Origin of the sequence: Acinetobacter sp. Tr-809 (assembly GCF_011753255.1) — a bacterium.
Taxonomy (GTDB): Bacteria; Pseudomonadota; Gammaproteobacteria; order Pseudomonadales; family Moraxellaceae; genus Acinetobacter.
The window spans coordinates 291,577-308,691 of sequence record NZ_VWVZ01000005.1; the positions used below are offsets into that span (position 1 = coordinate 291,577).

The window sequence follows — 17,115 nt, forward strand, 5'->3', positions numbered from 1 at the left end:
CATTACTCCTTCACAAACAGACTCGGAATAACGGGCATGCCACACCACTCAGCTATGCTGTTATAACGTCTTCCTAAACTTTTAAGCAGATCTAATGCTTTGCCACCCTTTTCTGCTAATTCACTCGCCTCAGTTCCTACTTCATTTGCTTCATTTAAAAACTTAGCTAATTTTTTCATACCATTAGAATCTTTAACGTCCTCAGGATTATCTAAGTTTCTATTGTTATCTAAAGCGTTTTGAATCGTTGCAAGTTTATTCTTCAGAACATCACTATCAGCAAGATCAATCAGCTCCTCTAAATCATCATTAGATTTTGATATCTCAGCTTTATAATTAATTACAGTAGACTGCAAGTTATGTAATTGGTTAATGATCGTAACTGGTGCATGAGAAATAGGAGAAAGTGCTTTATCCACGATATCTTTTAAACTCAATATTTGACCATTTTGTAAGGCAATAATCTCTTTTTGGGACTCGACTTGGAATTTAAATAAATTGAGCTGATTTTTCAGTTCTAAGGCTTTTAATGGTGAAATGGCAAATTCATCTGCACTTGTCTGACCTTTAAGCACCAACTCATACTCGTAAAGTGCTTTTTCAATCGTTTCAATGTTCCCATCTTCAGATTGAATAATCATACGCACAGTTAAATCATGTTGCTCAATTTTAATTGTGGCATTTTGCTCAGGGTATCTATCCCTTAAGACCGTTCCAAAATAATTGAGAATACTTAATCCTGCTTGATAGTATTCGGGTTCAAAGGTAATACTTCTATCAATTTTTACATTTAAGTCATTATCATTTATCTTTTCATGCAATATTTCTTCTACTTCTAACTCTCTCTTATCCAATCCAACTCCAAAAATTAAAAAAGGATGTTCAAATTTTAAGGGAGAAATCCTATTTAGCTTTTCTTTAATACTATTCAATGAATAAGTTTTACTGTCTTTTGAAATTATATTAAAAGAATTTTGATTAACCGCATCAATAATTTGCCTCGAACTCATACTATAAATTAATAAAATAGGTATAGAAATTTTTTTTACTTTCGCAACATAAGCTATTTCTGAAAATATCCAAGACATAATTACAGTTGCGGAAGATGAGCCAATCGCAGATCTAATAAAACACTGGTCTTTGCTGACACCTAAATTCTTTATCAATCTATCTTGAGAAGTAAAGCTATGACTTACTTTTTGCCAATCTAGATTAATTAGCTCCTCTTCTGTTTCCTTAGATAGAAAATTGGATAGTGGCGGGAAAGTCCATTTATTATCCAGATCTGCATCCAAATAAATATGAAATACCTTCTCTTCAAGATTTTCTAATACATGAGTTATATCATCCAATAAATTTGAGTGTTCAACTTGTAATTTCCCCCAAGCATCCATATAACTTATTACTTCGTTGATATACATTTCTAAACTCTTATAAGTTCAACATTAGCGATTTTTTATTTTTATAACATTTTAATTATTCTAAAACATCATTTTACTGATAAGTAATCCAACAGCGGAATAATCTATGAAAATAAAAATTTCCATTAAAAAACCCCAAGCCTTTAATACCAGCTTGGGGTCTTTGAATCTTGGTCCCGAGGGTCGGGATCGCAGTAATGTAAATAATTCAGAGTGTTAGATATAAACATGGGGAAATAATGTGCATATAAGGAAAAAATTACTGAAATATCAGAAGTATAGAAACAATAATTTAAGGGTGTTTTGTACCCTTCTCCCTAAACTTTAGGTCATCAAAAATAGGGGTTACAAAAGTTACAGATATTTATTTATATAGTTAAATATATGATTATTATTAATAAATATATAAAATATAAAAGTTACATATAGGTTACTTTGAAGTTACATGTAACCTCTTTTCGAGGTTACAAGATGTAACCCCTTATATATATGATTTATATAGATATTCTATCTTTTTAAAAAAATCCGTAACCTCATGTAACCTCTATGAAGTTACAAAATATTATTTTAATAATCATATACTTAACACTTGTAACTTCTATTAATTTTAAGTTGTAACCTCAAAATACCTATAGTTTTAAGGTTTAAAAAATCTTTTAATTTCCCTATTTTTTATTTAGTGCATTGGATTGCGTCAAAGCGCATCTAATATGAAATTAAAAAAGGGCTCTAAACCTTATAAAACATAACGTTTGAACATAATTTCTCTGTGCATCAAAAATGAGACATTTAGAAACTGCGCAGGCGGGAGAGGAGACTGCGATTGCCCCCTCTGCCTGTTGGTTGAGATCCAGTGCAAACACTGTTGATCTGTTTAATATTCTCAAGCAAAAAAAAATGCCAAGCTTTAAACTTGGCATCTTAAAAATTAAATAAATGTATATTTTTTAATGATTTTTTGATAAAATACAGGTATCTATGGCTTCGATTCCGAAGAAATTAATTCATATTCTTTAAATCGAATTACTTCTATTCCCAGTTGATCATTTATTTGTTTCATTAGATTTTGTAAGTAAACGATCTCATTGTAATAAAACACCCTAGCGGCTTTTTCAATGTCTCCAAATCCTCCAGCATTCTGAGGTACTACGCCCATCAACTGTGGTGGCATACGATGCCCAGCAAGCTGATCGTCTCGGCTTGCAATCTTGATATTATAAAACTCATCCTTTGCAGCAACTTCAGCCAGCGGTATAACATTTAGCCCCTTTTCTTTCCCTCCAGGCGTATAGACCAATAGATTTTTAAAATTGCCGGCACCTTTTGAATTCTTTAAAGAATCCTCCAAATCATCTACATCCTTTTGAGTTTTCATGGCGTCTGTAATGTGAAGAATGAAACCTGCATGTGCGCCATTTTTATAATATCGACGACGGAATAAAGTCGCTGCCTCATTCAAAAGAATGGCATTGATACTACTTAGATAATTCGGAACGCCATAAATTTCCTGATTGATATCAGGCTCAGAAATATGAATGATTTCGTGCGGATCAAATACATGTTGTTTTGCTTGGAAGCCATCCAATTGAAAGAATCTTTGCAGATCAATCCCTTTTCTCATATTGATTGCTGGACGTGAAGTTAGCTTCAGTACACCACGGAATCGATTATATTGAATATGAGCATAACAATTTGCAAAGGTGATCAGGTTCAATGCCAAGGCATTAAAATCATGGCGGCTTAAAAGTGGATGCGGGATAAAGTCATTTGAAAGAATATTTCTTTTTATGACAATTGCACTGGTATGGTGGCTGGTACCGCGATAAAGCTTTGAAGTAGCAGCTATGTCATATGGTAATTCATACCATTCCTGCCATTGGGGGCAATAGCCATATTCAAAAAGAGTATGGCCATCAAGAACTGGCTCAGGATCTCCAAAACTTCGAAACGTAGTTTTAGTTTGTTCGTTCACGCGATTTATTGGTGCCGAATGATCAACCGACATTTGCTCCTTGTGCGGAAATAAACTTGTAATAACTCTGTCTAATATTTTCATGAATTAAATACTCTGATACGGCTTTGACGTGCGCCTTGATGTTCTGGATCTGGGACATGAATAATTGGTGCATTCTCTAGTCCGTTCATTACGGCCCAAGCTATGTCTCCGTGACCCGTTTCAGCACTTCGACTTGTGATCAGTGTTTTGTTTCCACCGCCTCCAGTGAGTGCTTTTTTGATCGATAAAAAGGACTTAGCCACTACTTGCAAACCTGCATCAAAATGCAGTCTGCGTTTCTGGAATAATTCTTTTACCCGTAGGCCCATACGGATTTTCAATTCTGGTGTGTAGTTCAAGCGCGTGAGTTGCGGGAAGAAAATCTCTACATGCTCAGCAACGGCCAAACCATTCCCGGTGTTATCAATACCGATAAAAGTAACGTTGTAACGTCCGCAAACTTTTTTGATGTACAAAGCTTGTTCACTGGCTTTCATACCCTGAAATTGTTTGATTTCTAGGATTCGATAGGGTTCCAGCGGTGTGCATGGCGGTGCAATTACGGCAAGTGCTGCATTGTCTCCAGTGAACGAAGGATCGTAGCCGAGCCAAACTTCCCCTGCATAACGTGGATTTTGATTAGGAAAAAAGTCCTTCCAAACTTCCCAGGTGTCGACCATATTCGGGATGATGTCTTTAAGTGGAAAATAAGATCCTGAATCATCGATAAATTCACAATCGAATAAATTGGCAAATTCCTCGTCGCCATATTCTGCAAGGAGATCCTCACGATCAAATAGATCACACCCCTTTTCCTCGGCATCGCTCAATGTGACAATTTGCCTAGTTTTCCTATCTGCGCACTTAACTGGAGTTTTTAATGCAACCTTGCTGATATCGATCTCGATAGGTTGTTTTCGTTTGCTATCTTTACCTGTCCAGAATGTAAATGCTTCATGCAAAATACTTGAAGGGGTAGACATATAAATTTGCTTATACATCTTTTGGGATGCCATTGCTGAAGCAACTTTTTTGAACTGTAAAAACTTACGAATCCAAAAAAACTCATCCATGATGACATCGCCATGTCGACCTTGTGCTGTCAGCGCATTTGTTCCCAAGTAGTAGACTGTTGCTTGTCCATTCGGTCCATTGATCACAATCGGATCTCCAGTCAGATCTAACCCAATGACATCAAGCACAAATGCTTTTATATATTCGACAAATTGGTAAGCCTGCGCTTTTGACGCAGACATGAAAATTTTATTCTTCCCTGTTTTTAATAAATCAATCAATGCCCATAAAGCAAAAATATAAGTCGCTCCGATCTGGCGAGATTTTAATAATATAAAAATACGAGACCAGGAAATTGCATCCATCCATTCCTCTTGATAAACGTACAAAAATTCCTTGAATGCTTCCTCAAGTTTTTCCAGATCCTCGAGCGTAATTTCATTTTTAAGTTTCCGCTTTTTAGGTCCAGCATTTCTGTTCTCAATGTTCGGATTGAGATCCGTTTGTTTACCTGACTCTAAATATTTATTGATCCTAGCCCATCGTTCGAACTCTTTTGAGATCCGTTCCATTTCCTTGTAATTGGCATTACTTTTATTTTCCATAAAAGTGAGTGACATGTAACGGATTTTCAAGGCAATTGTGATGTCATCAAAAACATCCGATTTTGCCCACTGATCGCGCTGTTTCCAACTTTCTACAGTCGAACGATTTTCGCCAGTGTGATTGGCGATTTCAGAGACAGACATACCCATCGAGAAAAGAATTCTTCCCTGCTGTCTTGGGTTCATGAGTTCAAGGAACGTCGGCGTATTTGTATTCATGTGCCAATGTTGCGATAAGCACAAAAAATCTCTGAGTGATGTTTTCCTGATTAAGCGTTAATCAGGATAGGTCAGATTGCGCCTATACCTTGGGTCAAAGCAGACTGCAATCATCTTAAAAATGAATTGCGGATAATTTAATGGAACTACCAGGAGAAGGACGTGTAATCAAACGATTTCGAGTTGCCCGTGAGGGTCAAACTGTCGATGGCCGTGAACTCACTCGCCAAGATATTCAGGATATGGCAGATACCTACAATCCTGAACATTACGCAGGACGAATCAATATTGAGCATTTTTCAGGATGGTCACCAGCCCCCCCCTTTAATGCCTATGGCGATGTTTTAAAGGTTGAAGCTATTGAAGAAAATGGAAAGTTAAACCTTTACAACGAAATCTCAGCATTACCGAACTTTGTTGCGATGAATAAAAAGGGACAAAAAATTTATCCCTCAATTGAGTTCTATCGCAACTTTGCCAATACAGGCAAAGCATATCAAGTGGGTTTAGGGATGACCGACACTCCTGCTTCATTAGGTACACAAGCCATCAAATTTGCAGCAAATCCTCACTCGCTCAGAACCCAACCTGATTCGGAGATTTATTTCACCATGTCTGAAAAAACAAATGAAGGGAAAAGTTTACTTGATCAGATCAAAGAAGCATTAACCCCTACACCCAAGCCCCAAGAGCAATCCGCAGTCAGTGAAGAATTGGCAGGTGCATTAACTCATGGATTAGTCCAGTGTTTGGCTGGGATTAAAACTTTATCTCAGGAATTGAGTGGACTTAAACAAACACTTAGCACTTCTGAGCCTGCAGCTGCTCCAAATTCTCAAACCCCGCCTGCAACTGCGCCAAATGTTCAAACACCACCTGCAGCTAGCCCAGATCAGCTTTCAAGCCAACAAAGTTCACCAGGTAATAGCATTCCGCCTGAACTGGCCACAGCTTTACAACAACTATCAACGGGCATTACAGGGCTTCAAACCACTTTTAATGCCCTAAATGTTACCCCTATGAACCCACCACCTGCTCAAGCCGGTGGCGCAGCAAACACTGTCGATTACTAAGGAATTAAATAAATATGTCTGTAGTTCTACAACCACAAGCACGTCAGCTATTTGAATCCTATAAAGCTGATATTGCTCGCGCCAATGGTGTCGAGAGTGTTCTTAATACGTTTGCTGTAAATCCCGTACCACAGCAAAAAATCATCAAGGCATATCAGGAACAAGCCGATTTTTTAAAGTTGATCAATTATTTCCCTGTTGATAATGCTCGTGGTGAAAAAATTGCATTAAGTATCGGCACAAGCATTGCTGGTAACACCAACACCAATGTCCAAGAACGTCAACCGACTCCAGTGGGAAATCTGGATCATCTTGATGAATATGATTGTACTCAGACAGATTACGACGTTGCGATGAAATGGGCATTGCTGAATGCATGGCGTCATCACCCAAATTTCAAGCAAATGCTTCAGGAACTTGTTATTCGTGCTGTTGCGTTGGACAAACTTTGTATTGGGTGGAATGGTTTATACCGTGCTCCGACTTCTGATCGCATTGCCAATCCATTATTACAGGATGTGAAACGCGGATGGTTGCAAAAAATTCGTGATATCGCACCGGAACAACATTATGAAGGTGTAGATGTAACTGTTGGCGGTGTGACTAGCAAAAAAACCCTTATCGGTGCTAGTAATGAATACAAAACAGTAGATGGCTTGGTTGAATACGCTGTCGAGGAATTTATTGCTGACCAGCATAAAGACAGTGGACTGATTGTCATTTGTGGTCGTGGAATTTTGAGCGATAAATATTTACCGCTATTAAATAAAATTCAAGATCCAACCGAACAATTGGCGGCCCGTACTATCTACGCAAACAAGCAGCTAGGCACTCTACCCGCTCTGCATGTTCCAAAATTCCCTGCCAAAACGATGCTTATCACAACTGCTGATAATCTGTCGATCTATATGCAGAACGGTACTTTTAACCGCTCTATCGAAGATCAACCTTCATGGAATCGCGCGGTGGATTATCAATCAGTGAACGAAGACTTTGTAGTTGAAGATTATACAAAGGCTGTTCTCATCGAAAACATTGAGGTCCAATAAACATGACCGTTAATTCTATGCGCCAGCATCGTGAGAAGATGCTGGCTGAACGGGCCATAAAAGCCCAACAAAGCCAAGATCCACGAGTCAAACGCACTAATGTGGTTGACTTGGCATCGGGCCCAAATCAAACAGTCCAAATTCCTGCTGAGCTATTGAATCAGGGTAACCAGCCAAATATCGAACTACGCATGTTCAATCATTTGAATATTCTTAGTGGTATGAAATCGATTCAAGAGCGTATCGCGAAAAAAGCGGAATGGCTTCCTGAATATGCAGGTTTTATTGATGGCTGTCTGGCTGTTTCACCAGCTCCACAAAACACTACCCTCGTTCATTTAATGATCTGGGCATGTGATGTCAACGATTTTGAACTTGCTGTAAAAATTGCTGAATATGTTGTGTTAAATGACATGGTTATGCCTGAAGGATATTCACGTTCAACCGCTGAATTTATCACTGAACAATGTGCTGAAGTCTTTATCGATGACGAAGTTCAAGCTATCGCCAATGCATCGCTTATCGAGCGAATTATTGGTCTCGGTGATGGTGAACCTATGGTCGATGAGGTTCGCGCAAAAATTTATCGTGCTTTAGGTGATGCATTGAGCCAAGCACAACCAAATGAAGCTGTATCAGCTTACAAGAATGCACTTCGATACAATCCGAAAGCTGGTTGTAAAAAAGATTTAGAACAGCTTGAAAAACGATTGCGTCAACTTGCAACTGGGTCGTCTCCCGACGCCACGGTCGGCTCGCAGGCAGTTACATCGGCAGACTCAAATGCCGCTGCAACTGATCCTGCGTCCACCGACTCCAAAGCTAAGGAGTAAACCATGCTTTTAAACGCACCCGTTCGCGATGCTGAAGTCGAGAATCCAATTGCTGAATATCCAAGCCTCAGCATCAAGGATCTGCTCGCGAACGTGCGTTTGGACCAATCCAAGGGCGAACTTTTACTTACTGAAAAGATCCTGTTGGCAATGGACACCATCAATGGCGATTTAAAAGGCCTTGATATCCATTCAAAAGAACAGATCCGCAAATATAAACGTGCTGTGAGCTATGAAGCCGCAGCACTGATATGTGAAGACAATCTGGATTTTGATACCACAACCGCAGGTCAAGTCAGGGGTGAAAACCACCAAGTAAAAGCAGATGCCCATCGTCGGATTGTACAGCATACGATTGCTGACTTAACGAATCGGCCACGTAATCGGGTCCGATTAATATGAGATCAGTCAATGCTATTCAGGGAGACACTTTGGAGTCGATAGCGTTCCGATACTTTGGATCTAAAGCGGTCGACATGCTCCCTGCTCTTATCGGAGCAAACTCGACAATCAATCAGCTTTTTTTGAATGAAAATCAAAAAATACAATTACCAGAATTAACCAAAGCTTCAGCTCCACAAACGCTCAAGCTTTGGGATTAAGGGGATGGTCATGAATGACCCTATTAGCATAAAAGGCCTACCATGGTTCATAAAAATCGTTGCCGCAATCATTGGGGCCGTCTTGGCTCTGACTCTTAGCGGTGATATTGACATCGATGGGCGATTAAAAATATCTAAAGGCTTACTTCTTAAATTCACATTTAGTGTAGCGATAAGTATCTTTGGTGGTGCGGCTTTTATCGAATACTTTGGTTTAACACATTATTCGCACCCAGCCCAAGGCATCGTAATGTTAACGTTTGCAGTCTTTGGCCTGTTAGTCGTGGGAATTGTATATCAATCCTTTAAGATGATGGATGGTAAAAAACCTAGCGAACTCATCAAAGAAATTAAAGACACTTTCACCGCAATTTTTAAATAAATGGTGGACTGAATGAGTTTAAAAATTTCCTTGGACCAAATTGAGCAACAGGCAAGAAATCTGGGGATTGAAACAGCCGCATTACGTGCTGTGATTGAGATCGAATGTAAAAGCTCAGGTTTTAACAAAGATGGCTCACCCGTTATTTTATATGAACGCCACATCATGCGTCGCAGATTAATTCAAAATAAAAAGCCAAAAATCGCTGATGAAATGATGCGAAAACGCCCTGATCTTTGCTCAAAAACTTCGGGGGGTTATGGTTTAGAGTCAGTACAACATTTAAAGCTTCAGGATGCCGTCAAATTTGACCGTGAAAGTGCTTTAGAGTCTTGTAGCTGGGGACTAGGCCAAGTCATGGGTTATCACTGGTATTCTCTTAGCTATGATTCAATCCAAGACTTTATAAATGCGATGTACATGAACGAAGCCCATCAATTGGATGCAATGTGCCGCTATATCAAAGTAAATAATTTAATTAATGCTTTGAAAAACAAGGATTGGAAATCATTTGCCCAAGGGTACAACGGTCAAAACTACAAAGCCAATAATTACGATACTAAATTGGCCAATGCTTATCAACGTTTTGCGAGATAGCCATGCAAGCCCTAGTCCAACTAAAACCGTTTTTAATTGAACGTTTGCCTTTGATGTCAGCGGATAAATGCCATCCCTTGATTGTTAATGGCACTCAAAAAGATGGTTATATAGATTATACGGCTCGCATTTTAATTCTTGATTACCGGGGAGATCCTATCGAGGTCATAATGCTGATCAGATCATGGTTAGAGTCTAAAAATTTACATTTAGATCCAGCGGGGAAAGATATCCAGCTATCTTTTAACTCTGAAATTATTGATTCAGATACCTTTGACCTCGAAATTGACTTCCCGCAGCGGGATAAAGTTATATTTTCTGAAAATGAGTATCACGTTTGCCCCCCATTAGTTTGGAGTGATGTGAAAGGTGGATTCTTCCCTGCAGGTGAATAATGTATGCAGTTAAAGGTTTAAATCATTGGCTAGATCAACTTGCAGTACTTCTTGAACCGTCACAACGCAAGGAGCTATCGAGGCTCTTATCGCAAGGCCTTCGCATTCGATTTCGTGAGCGAATAAAAAAACAAAGAGATCCAAATGGTGACAAGTTTGTCCCACGTAAACGAGATCAAATCGGAAATATTAAACGACAAAGTGCCATGTTCCAAAACATCGGCAAGCAACTTAAAACAGATTATTCAGTAGATCATGCTGCTGTAGGTTTTGGTGGACGTACAGGTTTTGTGGCTTCGGTGCACCAGGAGGGAAAATCAATCCGACCAAGCAAAAATGCAAGATCAACACGCTATCCAGTCCGTGAACTGGTTGGCTTTAGCAAAGATGATCAGGAATGGATTAAATCTGAAATTACGAAGTTTTTAACAATAAAATAAAAGCTCAATATTGAGCTTTTATTTTATTGTTCAGATAACTCTTTTTCTTTTTTTTCTTTTAAATTTACAAAATTAATAGTTGGTAAAAATGTTGGTTCATATCCAGCATTTAAAAGTAAGTTTGAGAAAAAAGCTCTAAAATATGGATAACCAATCGCAGGAGCATTAATTAAAGCAAATTTATTTTTTAAAAACTCTTGATCAATTATTTCACCTGTTTCAAATTGGGCTACAAATACAACTTTACATGCAAATGCTTCTTTATAGCTCTTCATTTCACCTAAAAATGCAATAATAAAAGATTTTATTTCCACTTCATTTTCAGGTAGAAAAGGATTGAAATCAAAAGAGAAATCTATCTCCTTATTAGAAGACTCATCATCCACTTCACAAGGTGTAAGTTCAATATTAATTGCCTTAGTTGAAACAAGCTTAATTTTCATTTAGTTATCCAAAATACTAACTACGCAACAAGAGAATAGTCTTCATCTACAGAATCACTCATAAAACTATCACTAGAATTATATAATGTTGAATTTTTAAAACCATAAACCTCATCATTTGCACATCTTTGTATTTTACATACTCGTGTTGAATCGAAGAGTTCTAATATACGTTGCATTTCATGCTCAGATAGATTTAATGAAGTTACATCTGTATAAGGGTTTTCCCAATAATCTTCATTAGTTAAACCGAATAGAGCATATGTCGGAATATGTAATATTTGCATGAACTCATCAATACTAGGTCCGCAAGAATGTTCTTGTAGCTCTAAAAACTCATTCAAGAATTCATCGGCATCAACATTAGCTAACCATTCTTTAGCCTCAAGTAATGCAACTTCGTGATGTTTATTCATAATAAGCACCTTATACCTCATCTGCAATTTCATCAGGAGTAGTTGAATAATGCCATTCAGCTTGTCCTAATAAGCCCCTTGCCTCAGGAAAAACCACAATTTGTTGCCTTGTTGGATAATGTAAAACTGCATCATCTGTATTAGGAACAACATAACTTATTGTATTTGTATCGTTTGAAACAATATCTTGAGCCTTCACCACCTTATAAGGAAATTTTCTTTCCTTTCGGTAATGTTGAATCACTGTCGATACTGTTAAAGGTTTATTCATAGCTTGTTTAACAAGCTGTTGTTTTCTAGGATCAGTTATCTGTTGAAGCTTTTTACGTAAAGCTTCATGATATTCACTAACTAATTTAAGAAATGCAAGTTGATCACTAACGTTTCCAACCAAATCTAAAAAAAGATCACTGTCTATACTTAAGTTAAATTTGGTAATGACATAATCACCATATCTAGGAGCTAGTTTACCCCAATCATGAGCATAGTGATCAGAATCCGTCCAAAGATAATAACCCTGCCCAAGCCATTGAGGCTTAGTTGAATTACTATGAAATGGTGCGCGTTCTAAAATAAACTCTTTGCCACCTTCACTTTTACACGTATGAAAACAAAGAATTTCTTTCGTCATTACACATCTCAAAACTAGTGTTACTAATCCTAAAAAAACGTATTTCAGTCAGTATAATGCAATACCATGTATTGCATTATACTGACAGCTAAATAAAACTGCTAGAACTTTAACAACTTAACACATTAAAACCTGATTAAATACTCACTTGATACCCCTCCCCAACAAAGTTAACTTGTTAAGACCACTCCACATGAGTGGTCGAGTTTGGTCGCTCGTTGAAAATACATGGTAGACAACCGCTACTTGCGGATTTTTTTTGTCTATAATTCGGTGTACCCGCGTTATGGTAGATCGGATGGGGAGGCCTAAGCCTGCCGTTTTGCCTGTGTTTTACGGTCGACCAACCCCGTTCGATCTGCCACCCTAGTTTGGTCGCTAGGAGGGCAGAAATACCAAATACACAGGTGAATCATCATCAATAAGAATCTAAAGGTACAAAACCATCTCGACAAAATCTGCTATCAACGCATCCAATCACCAGACTTTGCCCGATCCTCTTCACTCATTCAAAAAATTATTAAAACAATCAAAGGGAGAAGTATATGAAACATCCCTTCTTTTCTCTCAGTGAAGACAACTAAAACATCGTCAATGAAGTACGTGCCACACTGAATATAATTGCCTCTATGGGCTTAACCGACACCAGTGATAGTTGCAATCAACTCTCTAAAGACGACCTTATCTGTGTACTGTTACAGGCAGAACAAAGGCTCAAACAAGTGTTAGAAGAAACCGCCAAAAGCTTCCGATCCTGAATAACCTTTAATCAGACAAGTCAAATCAAAAAAGCCCATGATCCAAACATCATGGGCTTTTTTGTTTCAACATGAGCTATTCTCACTACTTCTCAACTTTATCTAGGGTCATATCTTCTGGTTTTGGACTATTCGCATATAAGATTGACATAACTAAACAGCTAAAATTTCTATTCCAAATACCATTATGTCCTTGGATTACATTATCACTCGCTCTCATAAACCAGTATGGATTATTTTCCCAAGTTGTTGGATAATCAGATGTTTTTTGGGGCTCATTTTTTTTCCAATGTCCACTTGGTATATATTGAGTCGAGATTCTCAATGGCAATTGATCAACTAACCCATCATCCTTTTGTACCGATTGAGCTTTATTATGTTTAGAAAGTGATTCTTCTTGCTGCTTAACAATGTTTTTAAAAATAAGCTCTTGGTTTTTAGGTCGATTTTTGTCTGTCGGTTTATATGCTGTAGACCAGTTTTCACTTTCAGAATTATGATTTACAGAGTCTATTAGCCAATTTCTATTTTCAATTTCGCAAGTTTTTTCAGATATAAGATCCTTTTCAAAATATTCTCTAGATATCGGCTCTTCAAAAGCCTTATTGAGAGTAGAAGGTTTTATATTATTATCTTCAATGAACTCAGAAATATAAGTTTGATATTGAACCACCCAGTGAGTATAGTACGGTGCATAATTACCAATCGCTGTAACATCCATACTTTTTTCGTTTACAGTTTTTTCTTTGTTAGATATACCATCAATAATTTGGGTATCTCTGTAGTTTTCAGTCCAAGCATTTAATTTTCTACCGATTGGGAAATACCGAGTAGTATCAGTATCAGTTCCACTTCCAATCACAATGAAAAATGGTTTTAAATTATTCTTAAAAATCCTTGGTCTTTCTCCTCCATTTTTCCATATATGCTCTCGTAAAGCAGCGAACCTAGTAACCTCAACTGCAGGGTTAATTAAAAGTACCAAATCACCAACACCTTTAAGTGCAACTGAACTATCTTTTTCCTGTTGACGTATACCTTCATCAAATCGCATTAAAAGCATAGTAGATACTGCACTGTATAAAGCTGAAGCCCCAAAGCTATGCCCCGCCAAAATAAATATCGGCTTTTCTTCATGGGGTTTGGAATCACTTAAAAATCCATCTAAGTTCAAAATAAAGCGCTGAAGATCGCCACGACCAATATCTTCACTAACTTTTTTCCTATTCCAAAAGGTAGCTAGTTTATTTAGATAATCAGGATATACTTTTGCTCTCCAACTCACATATACGCCAATAACATCACGATAGTTACCATCTTTATTTTTAATTTTTACTGACTTTATTATCTTTTTAAAATCACTAAGATTTTCATCTCCTTCGATTGAATTATGATTCCAACCATGTATAAAAAGAAGGACTACAGGCTTACTATCAGACTCATTTTCTTTCTTAACAAAATCAATAATTTTATCTGCATATGACTCATTAATATAATGACCTTGTTCATCAATCTCTAAAATTGCCACCGTTTTCCTTTCATTTGTATTTTTATCCACATCTGTATAAAAAACAGAATCAGAACAACCTGATTTAGCACTTAAGGAACATTTATCCATAATATCAAAGTTAGTTCTTTTTCCATCCTTATAAAAAAAACTACACGATGTTAGTGTAGAACAAGTTAATACAGTTATGCCTAAAGCTTTAAAATTATTCATATATTTCCCCTCTTGTAATTTTGATTATTAAATATTTAGCATTTTCATACATATATGAACGAATACTTTCTGACAAATGGTTAAATTCACAATCTTTAAAGTTAACTTCCAACTCATAAACTTCCTGAATAACCTTTAATCAGGAATGTCCAAATAGCAAGCCATACCTAAAAAGCCCATGATCTAAACATCATGGGCTTTTTAGTTTCAACATGAGCAATTTAAACAGGCAATTTCAAAACTTGGCAGGCATTGGTAGCGTGATTGCGATCGATGCTTCAGTCGGGAAAATGCGCCTAAAAATCGACGAAAACGAAACCGACTGGATTCCGATTCCAACCATAGCTGCAGGTGTGGTCAAGTTTTGGCGATGCCCATCGCTAGGCGAACAATTTTCAGTAACAGCACAAGGCGGTGAACTCACCAGTGCTGTTCCACAGGTCAGCCTATTTTCTGAAGCCAATCCGCCACCGACCGATAATCCTGACGAGGTTTTTATTCAACTTGGCGAACATAGCTTTGTTGTCAACGTTGCCACTGGTGAAGCCAATTTCAAACTGAATAAATGTGTTTTTGATGTGCCTGAAACTATTTTCAAAGGCAAAGTCCATGCTGAACAAGACATCACATCCGATACCGATATCAAAGCAGCAGATGTCAGCCTTGTTCAACACCCTCATGGTGGTGTGATGAGTGGGTCAAGCCAAACAAGCTCTGCAATACCAAGCGGAGGTGGCTAGATGAAAGGCATGTCGAGATTAACAGGCTATGCGATCACAGATGATGAAAGCCAAGAATACGCTCATTTAAAACAATCCATTCACGATATTTTAAGCACCCTGATCGGCACACGCTTATGCCGACGCTTTTATGGCTCTTTAGTACCTGAACTGATCGATCAACCGTGTAATGAATTTACCCAAGTCAAACTGATGTCCGCTGCGGCCACTTCACTGATTCGTTTTGAACCACGCATCAAGATTAGTCAGATTCGAGTCAATCAATCCGCACAGACATCAGGGAAATGGGATTTCTTTATTTTAGGTAATCAAATCACCGCTTCAGGTGAAAAACCTTTTAACGAAAACTTTATGATTGGAGCAGCTGCATGAGCACCACCCGAATTGATTTATCAGCACTGCCCTTTCCCAATGTTTTAGAAACACTGGACTATGAAGCCGAGTTAGCAGCATGCAAAGCGGATCTGATTTCTAGAGATCCTGATCTTGCACCGGTTCTAAATTATGAAAGTGAACCCTTGGTCAAACTGCTTCAAACCTTTGCTTATCGCCAATTCTTAAAAACTGGCCAAATCAATGAGAAAGCCAAAGCTTTGATGCTTGCTTATGCCAAAGGTGCAAATCTTGATCATTTAGCAGCGAATCGTGGCGTTTATCGTAAAACCATTGCCAAACCCAATCCAAATACCACCCCACCCACCGCTGCAGTGCTGGAATCAGATGAGGATCTCAGACGACGAGTTCAACTCGAACCTGAATCAATGTCAGCAGGATCAGAAGGTTGCTATCAATTTTGGGGATTGTCAGCACATGGTCATGTTAAAGATATTGCCGTGACAACACCGACTGCAGGCTATGTCGATATTTATGTACAAAGTCACGTTGATGAGATTGCCGTTCAATCCTTACTTAATATCGTTGATCAAACGCTTATTCCAAGCACTCGCAGACCATTTACCGATAAAGTTACAGTCAAAGCAGCCTCTCCGATTGAATGGACATTAAACGCCTCATTGGTTTTATTCCCTGGTCCTGATGCTGAAGTCGTCAAAGAAGCAGCTGAAACGGCTTTGGCTGAATACATCAGTATCACCAATTCACTCGGCTATGACGTAACTCGCAGCGGATTATTTAGAGCTTTGCACCAGGGCGGAGTGCAAAACGTCATTATCAATAATCCACTCAATGACATCGTGATCTCAAAGAGCAATTACGCAAAAAACATCGGCTTCGATATCAACATTACGGAGTTTAGAGATGTCTAGTTTACTGCCACCCAACGCTACAAAACTTGAGAAAAATATCGAGCAGATTGGGCAGCGTACCAGTCAATTGCCCATTCCTTTTGTTGAGTTACATCGAGTCGAACTGTGCCCTGTTCCATTTCTCGCATGGTTGGCTTGGGATCATCGAGTCGAATACTGGCGATCAGACTGGAGCGAAACAGAAAAACGTCAAGCCATTTCAGAGAGTAAAACGTTCAATGCTCAACGGGGTACACGCTCCTCGATCCAAGAATTACTTAGTAAGTTTTCAACCAATTTTCAGCTAAAAGCATGGCATGAGTTCAACCCACCACAACCCCCTTTTACTTTTGTTGTGATTATCAACGAACTCACTGTCTCGATTGTTCAGCTCTTACAAATCCAAACTGCAGTCGAAGCGACTAAATCAGCTCGTGATAATTTTTCAATATCTGCAAAAGTTGTAAGCAGTGGGCAATTTCAAATGACAGGTGCATGTCATTCAGGTGAAACCGTTTATTTAACTACACTTTAGGA

The 17,115-nt window shown here is 38.2% G+C and carries 20 protein-coding genes; 13 read left to right on the forward strand and 7 right to left on the reverse strand.

Annotation, left to right across the window (positions count from 1 at the left end; all coding sequences use genetic code 11):
• Nucleotides 1–2 precede the first annotated feature (2 nt).
• From F3J02_RS13135 to F3J02_RS13145, 3 genes are all read right to left on the reverse strand, one after another.
• Nucleotides 3–1,421 (reverse strand): hypothetical protein, encoded by a 1,419-nt coding sequence (locus F3J02_RS13135; RefSeq protein ID WP_167249941.1) that lies wholly within the window; start codon nucleotides 1,419–1,421, stop codon nucleotides 3–5.
• 976 nt (nucleotides 1,422–2,397) lie between these two features.
• Nucleotides 2,398–3,477: a phage portal protein gene (locus F3J02_RS13140; RefSeq protein WP_167249943.1), complete on the reverse strand. Its 1,080-nt coding sequence runs from the start codon at nucleotides 3,475–3,477 to the stop codon at nucleotides 2,398–2,400.
• The gene (locus F3J02_RS13145; RefSeq protein ID WP_167249945.1) at nucleotides 3,474–5,255 is read right to left on the reverse strand and encodes a terminase large subunit domain-containing protein; all 1,782 of its coding nucleotides are present in this window, start codon (nucleotides 5,253–5,255) and stop codon (nucleotides 3,474–3,476) included. Before F3J02_RS13145 ends, F3J02_RS13140 begins: the two co-directional genes overlap by 4 nt.
• Nucleotides 5,256–5,395: 140 nt before the next feature.
• Between F3J02_RS13145 and F3J02_RS13150 the strand changes: the two genes are divergently transcribed.
• The 9 genes from F3J02_RS13150 to F3J02_RS13190 are packed head-to-tail and all read left to right on the forward strand — an operon-like array spanning nucleotide 5,396 to nucleotide 10,626.
• Nucleotides 5,396–6,328, forward strand: coding sequence for a GPO family capsid scaffolding protein (locus F3J02_RS13150; RefSeq protein ID WP_167249947.1), 933 nt, complete (start codon nucleotides 5,396–5,398; stop codon nucleotides 6,326–6,328).
• 14 nt (nucleotides 6,329–6,342) lie between these two features.
• A complete protein-coding gene (locus F3J02_RS13155) occupies nucleotides 6,343–7,377 on the forward strand; it encodes a phage major capsid protein, P2 family (RefSeq protein ID WP_167249949.1) in 1,035 nt (344 codons plus the stop codon).
• 2 nt (nucleotides 7,378–7,379) lie between these two features.
• A complete protein-coding gene (gpM, locus tag F3J02_RS13160) occupies nucleotides 7,380–8,210 on the forward strand; it encodes a phage terminase small subunit (protein WP_167249951.1) in 831 nt (276 codons plus the stop codon).
• A gap of 3 nt (nucleotides 8,211–8,213) precedes the next feature.
• Nucleotides 8,214–8,612 carry a head completion/stabilization protein gene (locus F3J02_RS13165; RefSeq protein ID WP_167249953.1) on the forward strand — a complete coding sequence of 133 codons (399 nt, stop codon included), beginning with the start codon at nucleotides 8,214–8,216 and terminating at the stop codon, nucleotides 8,610–8,612.
• Nucleotides 8,609–8,812, forward strand: a complete 204-nt coding sequence (locus F3J02_RS13170; RefSeq protein ID WP_167249955.1) for a tail protein X — start codon at nucleotides 8,609–8,611, stop codon at nucleotides 8,810–8,812. Before F3J02_RS13165 ends, F3J02_RS13170 begins: the two co-directional genes overlap by 4 nt.
• Nucleotides 8,813–8,822: 10 nt before the next feature.
• The gene (locus tag F3J02_RS13175; protein ID WP_005149844.1) at nucleotides 8,823–9,194 is read left to right on the forward strand and encodes a hypothetical protein; all 372 of its coding nucleotides are present in this window, start codon (nucleotides 8,823–8,825) and stop codon (nucleotides 9,192–9,194) included.
• 12 nt (nucleotides 9,195–9,206) lie between these two features.
• Nucleotides 9,207–9,791 carry an N-acetylmuramidase family protein gene (locus F3J02_RS13180; RefSeq protein WP_167249957.1) on the forward strand — a complete coding sequence of 195 codons (585 nt, stop codon included), beginning with the start codon at nucleotides 9,207–9,209 and terminating at the stop codon, nucleotides 9,789–9,791.
• A 2-nt stretch (nucleotides 9,792–9,793) separates the two neighbouring features.
• The gene (locus tag F3J02_RS13185) at nucleotides 9,794–10,186 is read left to right on the forward strand and encodes a phage tail protein (RefSeq protein WP_167249959.1); all 393 of its coding nucleotides are present in this window, start codon (nucleotides 9,794–9,796) and stop codon (nucleotides 10,184–10,186) included.
• Complete coding sequence (locus tag F3J02_RS13190; RefSeq protein WP_167249961.1) at nucleotides 10,186–10,626, forward strand: phage virion morphogenesis protein; 441 nt, start codon at nucleotides 10,186–10,188, stop codon at nucleotides 10,624–10,626. Before F3J02_RS13185 ends, F3J02_RS13190 begins: the two co-directional genes overlap by 1 nt.
• 23 nt (nucleotides 10,627–10,649) lie before the next feature.
• Here F3J02_RS13190 and F3J02_RS13195 read toward each other — a convergent pair whose 3' ends face one another.
• From F3J02_RS13195 to F3J02_RS13210, 4 genes are all read right to left on the reverse strand, one after another.
• Entirely contained in the window at nucleotides 10,650–11,069 is a 420-nt protein-coding gene (locus F3J02_RS13195) for a protein-export chaperone SecB (RefSeq protein ID WP_167249963.1), read from the reverse strand.
• A gap of 20 nt (nucleotides 11,070–11,089) precedes the next feature.
• The gene (locus F3J02_RS13200) at nucleotides 11,090–11,485 is read right to left on the reverse strand and encodes a hypothetical protein (protein ID WP_167249965.1); all 396 of its coding nucleotides are present in this window, start codon (nucleotides 11,483–11,485) and stop codon (nucleotides 11,090–11,092) included.
• Nucleotides 11,486–11,495: 10 nt separating this feature from the next.
• Complete coding sequence (locus tag F3J02_RS13205) at nucleotides 11,496–12,116, reverse strand: hypothetical protein (protein ID WP_167249967.1); 621 nt, start codon at nucleotides 12,114–12,116, stop codon at nucleotides 11,496–11,498.
• Nucleotides 12,117–12,959: 843 nt separating this feature from the next.
• Entirely contained in the window at nucleotides 12,960–14,594 is a 1,635-nt protein-coding gene (locus tag F3J02_RS13210; protein WP_167249969.1) for a hypothetical protein, read from the reverse strand.
• Nucleotides 14,595–14,806: 212 nt separating this feature from the next.
• Between F3J02_RS13210 and F3J02_RS13215 the strand changes: the two genes are divergently transcribed.
• From F3J02_RS13215 to F3J02_RS13230, 4 genes are read left to right on the forward strand one after another with little or no spacing between them, the layout of a single operon-like run.
• Nucleotides 14,807–15,334 carry a phage baseplate assembly protein V gene (locus F3J02_RS13215; RefSeq protein ID WP_167249971.1) on the forward strand — a complete coding sequence of 176 codons (528 nt, stop codon included), beginning with the start codon at nucleotides 14,807–14,809 and terminating at the stop codon, nucleotides 15,332–15,334.
• Nucleotides 15,335–15,343: 9 nt separating this feature from the next.
• On the forward strand, nucleotides 15,344–15,706 hold the full coding sequence (locus tag F3J02_RS13220) for a GPW/gp25 family protein (RefSeq protein WP_228284351.1): 363 nt from the start codon (nucleotides 15,344–15,346) through the stop codon (nucleotides 15,704–15,706).
• The gene (locus F3J02_RS13225; protein WP_167249975.1) at nucleotides 15,703–16,599 is read left to right on the forward strand and encodes a baseplate assembly protein; all 897 of its coding nucleotides are present in this window, start codon (nucleotides 15,703–15,705) and stop codon (nucleotides 16,597–16,599) included. Before F3J02_RS13220 ends, F3J02_RS13225 begins: the two co-directional genes overlap by 4 nt.
• Nucleotides 16,592–17,113 carry a phage tail protein I gene (locus F3J02_RS13230; protein WP_167249977.1) on the forward strand — a complete coding sequence of 174 codons (522 nt, stop codon included), beginning with the start codon at nucleotides 16,592–16,594 and terminating at the stop codon, nucleotides 17,111–17,113. The genes F3J02_RS13225 and F3J02_RS13230 overlap by 8 nt, the downstream gene beginning before the upstream one ends.
• Nucleotides 17,114–17,115 lie beyond the last annotated feature (2 nt).